The 4,663-nt window shown below is 61.6% G+C and carries 8 protein-coding genes; 3 read left to right on the top strand and 5 right to left on the bottom strand.

Annotation, left to right across the window (positions count from 1 at the left end; all coding sequences use genetic code 11):
- Positions 1-207 precede the first annotated feature (207 nt).
- The 4 genes from COLINT_RS08070 to COLINT_RS08060 form a co-directional block, all read right to left on the bottom strand.
- Entirely contained in the window at positions 208-1,395 is a 1,188-nt protein-coding gene (locus COLINT_RS08070) for a plasmid recombination protein (RefSeq protein ID WP_006723991.1), read from the bottom strand.
- Positions 1,396-1,799: 404 nt separating this feature from the next.
- Complete coding sequence (locus tag COLINT_RS08545; RefSeq protein ID WP_156780402.1) at positions 1,800-1,946, bottom strand: hypothetical protein; 147 nt, start codon at positions 1,944-1,946, stop codon at positions 1,800-1,802.
- Between the two features lie 5 nt (positions 1,947-1,951).
- Complete coding sequence (locus COLINT_RS08065) at positions 1,952-2,278, bottom strand: hypothetical protein (protein ID WP_006723989.1); 327 nt, start codon at positions 2,276-2,278, stop codon at positions 1,952-1,954.
- On the bottom strand, positions 2,268-2,489 hold the full coding sequence (locus COLINT_RS08060; protein ID WP_006723988.1) for a hypothetical protein: 222 nt from the start codon (positions 2,487-2,489) through the stop codon (positions 2,268-2,270). Before COLINT_RS08060 ends, COLINT_RS08065 begins: the two co-directional genes overlap by 11 nt.
- A 102-nt stretch (positions 2,490-2,591) precedes the next feature.
- Between COLINT_RS08060 and COLINT_RS08055 the strand changes: the two genes are divergently transcribed.
- The 3 genes from COLINT_RS08055 (at position 2,592) to COLINT_RS08045 (ending at position 3,828) form a co-directional block, all read left to right on the top strand.
- The gene (locus tag COLINT_RS08055; RefSeq protein WP_156780401.1) at positions 2,592-2,867 is read left to right on the top strand and encodes a hypothetical protein; all 276 of its coding nucleotides are present in this window, start codon (positions 2,592-2,594) and stop codon (positions 2,865-2,867) included.
- A complete protein-coding gene (locus tag COLINT_RS08050) occupies positions 2,864-3,130 on the top strand; it encodes a ribbon-helix-helix domain-containing protein (protein WP_006723986.1) in 267 nt (88 codons plus the stop codon). The genes COLINT_RS08055 and COLINT_RS08050 overlap by 4 nt, the downstream gene beginning before the upstream one ends.
- A gap of 296 nt (positions 3,131-3,426) precedes the next feature.
- Entirely contained in the window at positions 3,427-3,828 is a 402-nt protein-coding gene (locus COLINT_RS08045) for a hypothetical protein (protein WP_006723985.1), read from the top strand.
- Positions 3,829-4,296: 468 nt separating this feature from the next.
- Here COLINT_RS08045 and COLINT_RS08685 read toward each other — a convergent pair.
- A partial coding sequence (locus COLINT_RS08685; protein ID WP_006723984.1) for a hypothetical protein occupies positions 4,297-4,663 on the bottom strand: 367 nt, incomplete at its 5' end.

The raw sequence follows: 4,663 nt of genomic DNA, 5'->3' as shown, positions 1-4,663 counted from the left end.
TCCTTGAGCCTGCTGGTGACCGTCTGCTTGGTCGTGCCGCACTCCTCGGCTATCTCCCTCAGCGTCGCCATGCCCCGCCGCCTCCTTTACATAATGCCGATTATCAGGAATCGGATATGCCTATCTACCTGCTATTTTAGCACTTTATCGATAGATAATCGGTAAGTTATCGCTAAATTTAGCACCATTTGGCAATAACTTATCTTTTTACCGCTCGTTTTTTCTCTGCTTCTCCTGCATTCCGCCGCGCCGTCCCTGACCTCGCGCATCCTTCACCGTTTGCGCTGCGATGCTCTTGAGCCTCTTCGCCTCCGCCGCGTCGGCGTCCATTTCCTTGCCTATCCTGACCAGCTCGCCGTTTATCGCCCTGTCCGCCCTCTTCGCCTGACGTTCGTCCCATGTGCCCGATATTCTGCCTGCCGCCTCGACCGCAGCCTTGGCTATCGGGTTGTTCGATGAGGCGAGCTTCTCCAAGGCGGACTGCCATTTTCCGATGATTGGGCGCAAGTTCAGGGTCTTGGCTATCTCCATGACCCACGCCGCTTTTCGCTCGACCCTCTCTTCGAGGCCAGAGATTATCTTTTCGAGGGATTCGATGTAGCTCTCGAGCCTGCTGACGCTGCGGTTCAGTCGGTCGCGCTCGGCTTCGAGCCTCGAGACGGCCTTCTTCGCCTCCCTGAGCTCCTGCGGGTCGTTCATGTTCTCCTTGATTTGACGCTTCGCGCGCTGCTCCTCGGTGAGCACCACTCCGGCTTGTTCGAGGCCCATGCTTTCTCGTATGGCCATCTCTAGATCGTCGTGGAACTTTTTGGAGAACCCCCTTGTATCGACCTTCACCTCGCGCCGCTTCTCGTCATAACGCTCGCACGTGTTGACCGCCTTCCGAGAAAGCTTGAATCCCTGTTCGTGCTTCGGGTCGGCGACGATGGGCAGGAAGGCGAAGTGCATGTGCGGCTGCCCCTCGTCCATGTGGACCCAGGCGCTCACGACGTTCTCCCTGCCGTACATCTCGCACAGCTTTTCGTAGACGGCCTCGAAGAACTCCCTTTCCCTTCCGGCGTACTGCTCCATGTCGGGGAGCGTCACCACCCAGTCGAGAAGAGCGTTTTTCAGCGCCGACTTGTGACACCAGACCTCACCGAGCCGCTTCTTGAAGAACTCCATCTGCGGCAACTTCTGGTCATCCGCCGCCATGTTGTAGTTGAGATGGGTTCTTTCCGGGTCGATGTCGCTTTTGTTCGTGCTGTGCTTTGAGCCTCGGACGGTGAGCCAGTCGTAGGTCTGGTAGTAGACGTTCCCGTCCTTGTCCTTCATCTTCGTCCTGTCGAAGTGCTTGAACAGCTTGCCGAGCGCGGCGGCACCCTCGGCTGCGCTGAAGCCCTGTTGGTTCGCCATGGGCGTTGCGCCTCCAAACAGCGTAGCGGTTTGGTTAGGGCGTGTTAACCAAACCTTCGGTTTGACACGCCCTCAGCATACGCCTCGGGGAACTCCGCCGCAAGCGGCTGCGCGTCGGGTGCGGCTGCACACCCTCCTTGCCCCGCCCTACCGATCACTCCGGCCTTTCGGCCTCCGTGGGCGGTAGGGCGCAACCCATGCGGCGGCGCATGGGAAGGCCCGGACCCTCGCGGCGCTCCGATTGCGCCGTTGGTGCCCGGGCCTCTCCTCCCGCAGTCTGCCGGGGTGCGATTCCCCGCAGAGGCGGTTTGCTCGCCGCGCCTGTCCGTGCGCCGATTGCACGGGGACTACGGCCCGACCGCGCCTGCCGCGCTACGCTTGCTCGGGGGCCACGGGCATCGGCCTCATTCTATCCTCTGGCACTCGACCACGTTCTCGACCCAATCGAGCGAGTAGACGTAGTCGAGCGCGTCGGCCATCGTCTCCGCCTCGACCTCGACGGGTACCCACCTGCCGTCCTCGACGAGGACGGTCACGGACCATTTGGACATGCCCATCACCCGGTCGGGAGGCGGTGCGGGGCGTAGCGGCGAAGCACGTCGAGGTAGTCGATTTCGTCCGTGTCGTCCTCGAACGCGGTGATGGACCCGACGGTGCGCATGAACCAATCCGCCCTCGACAGGAGGGACAGCGAGAGGCACTGGGACTCGACCTCGTCGCCCTCCGCCGCCATCCACGTCCCACGGGCGGCGCGGACGCACCCGTAGCGGGAGACGTTCCTGTCCGTGCAGTCGTACAGCTCCTCGACGTCGTACCCGGCACGCCTCGCCTTCTCCCCATCGAACTCGATGGTGAAGCTCCACGGCACCGGCCTAATCCCCATATCCGCTCAACCTCCTGCTTCCCATGCGGGCGACCTCGCCGCCATCACCGCGCGACAGCACGAGCACACGGCTCTCGCCCGCGCACTCGCACCGCCAGCGCGCCGCCTCGGCCTGCTCGACCGCCTGCGCATCGGAGGGCGCGGACAGGCTCAGGCGCTCCACGCGCTCTGATAGGGCGGCGTCCCTGAACACGTCCAGCCTGTAGACCAATGCCGACCGCCTTCCTTGATGTCGTTACCTGCATATCAAGAATACCATGAGGTATATAATTTGTGGTATTCTATAGGAGTAATACCCATGTTAGGAGTTCGCTTGGACAGGATATTCGTGCTGGACAGGGTGCCCGAGAGGCATCCTGACGTGTCGAAGGAGGACGCGGCACACGCGTGGCTCCACTGCCGCAAGAGCATGATGCGAATCGGCAAGGAGCCGGAGGAGCACGTCGGAATCGGATACGACGCCTCCGGCAGACTCGTCGAGGTCGTGGCCGTGAGGAACGCCATGGGCGACTGGCTCATCAAGCACGCCCAGACGCCGCCGCAGGAGTCAATCAAGCGCGAGCTTGGGTACGGAAGGAGGAAACGATGAACGACAGGCAGCTATGCGAGATGTTCGGCACGACCCTTGAGGAGGTGGAGGCCGACGTCGAGAAGTACGAGAGCGGCGATTTCTCCGATTTCGACTTCTCCAAGCCCATCGACGGCAGGCCGACGGCGAAGATGAAGGCGAGCACGGTCAAGTTCTTCGACTTCGAGCTTGCGGCGATAGACTCGGCGGCGAAGCGCGAGGGGATAAGCCGCTCGGCCTTCATCCGCCGCGCCTGCGACAACGAGCTTATCGCCATCGCATAGGCGAAGCCCTCCCGATCACTTCGGCCTTTCGGCCTCCGTGGGCGGGAGGGCTTCAAACAACACCGCCCACCCGGCTGGCGAGGAAGCCGAGCGGGCGGGCAGGTGTTAAACTGGGAACTCCACGGGTGTTGGAAGCGCCCGCGGACTACTGAGAACGAGGTCCTAGCTCGTGTCAGCGCCCATGCATCCCCAGTGTATCACGGGTGGTGTGCGGGAAAATGATAGCTTTGTAGGAATGTAGCAAAGCACCATCATGCTGATTAGGTTGGACCTCCCTGAGCCGGGAGGTTTTTTTCATGCAAGATAACGATGCCAAGCTGCCGCCGAAGCTCAAGAAAGCAATGGAGGAGAATGAGCGCAGGATGCTACAGCAGGAGGCACGGCAGGCACACTTCTCACGCGTGGCACTCTGGATGTACTGGCTTCCGATAAGCCGCAGGCAGCGAGAAGTTCTCGGGCGCATCTACTCCTTCCAATGCACGACGAACAAAGATGGCTCTCAGGGTGAGTTCCGCATGAGCCTTGCGAGCGGTGCCAAGGAATTGAGGATGTACGACCGAGCTGAGTTCAAAGAGGACGTCAACAAGCTCGTCAAGCTTGGCTTTGTGGTCAAGAGGTCGAATGGGCCGCGAACGCCAGCGACCTATCTCGTGGACGAGGTGGCGTGCATGAGGGTCGCGAAAGAGGCTGGGTACTAGGGAAAATGCCCCTGTGGAAAACCTTCCACAGGGGCATTTTCATGTATCCACCCTGTAGGGTGTGAGACCCTACAGGGTGGATAAGTCTGTAGGGTGTGAGACCCTACAGGTGTAGGGTGTGAGACCCTACAGGAAGCGTGGGACGTGTAGGGTGTGAGACCCCCCCTACGATAAAGAGAATTAGAAGAGGTTTAGTAGACATCTCTGTCGAGGCTCAACCCTGTGAATAACCAGCGATTTTGTGGAAAACTTGCTCTACCAGACTCCGCTCGCTGGCGCTCGCTGCGCGTCGGGCAAGCCCTCCTTGCCATGGCGCCGAGGCGCCATATGTGTGGGGGGCTTGCGCCCCAGCTCCCCTCCGACCCGTCGGCACAACAGAAGGGCGCGGCCAACCGATCCCTACCGGAAAGGCTGGCCGCGCCCTCGGCGCTCCGCGCCGGTCATGGAGAAAGGTGGTGTCCCTCGGGGCTACTCGGTCGACGCCGGGGGCAGTCCCCTGCCGAACACCCTGTCGAGCCACGAGCGGCTGGAGAGCCTGTCTATCGTCCTCTGCTGGGAGGCCACCTGCTCTTGGAGGGACGCGATTTGGGAGTTCTTCGCGTCGAGTTCCCGGGCGAGGGCGGCGCTCTGCTCCTGAGAGGCGCTGAGAGCCGTTTTAAGGCCCTCGATGGCGGTGTTGAGTACATCCACCGCTATCCTGCCGTCAACGACCGCCGTGGGCGATTCTGCGGCCTTGTGGGCGGTCTTGAGGGAGTCGGCCACGGCGCTCGCGGCGAATCCGTCCACCTCGAACGTCCGCCCGGACTTGGAGACGTGGCCGTCCCACAACCCCATC

The sequence above is a fragment of the Collinsella intestinalis DSM 13280 genome, from assembly GCF_000156175.1.
GTDB lineage: Bacteria > Actinomycetota > Coriobacteriia > Coriobacteriales > Coriobacteriaceae > Collinsella > Collinsella intestinalis.
This window is presented reverse-complemented; position numbering and strand designations above follow the sequence as displayed.

Bases quoted from the DNA above. Each gene is read 5' to 3' on its own strand.
- COLINT_RS08045 (WP_006723985.1), top strand. From the start codon at position 3,427: ATGCAAGATAACGATGCCAAGCTGCCGCCGAAGCTCAAGAAAGCAATG.
- COLINT_RS08050 (WP_006723986.1), top strand. From the start codon at position 2,864: ATGAACGACAGGCAGCTATGCGAGATGTTCGGCACGACCCTTGAGGAG.
- COLINT_RS08545 (WP_156780402.1), bottom strand. From the start codon at position 1,946: ATGTCCAAATGGTCCGTGACCGTCCTCGTCGAGGACGGCAGGTGGGTA.
- COLINT_RS08065 (WP_006723989.1), bottom strand. From the start codon at position 2,278: ATGGGGATTAGGCCGGTGCCGTGGAGCTTCACCATCGAGTTCGATGGG.
- COLINT_RS08070 (WP_006723991.1), bottom strand. From the start codon at position 1,395: ATGGCGAACCAACAGGGCTTCAGCGCAGCCGAGGGTGCCGCCGCGCTC.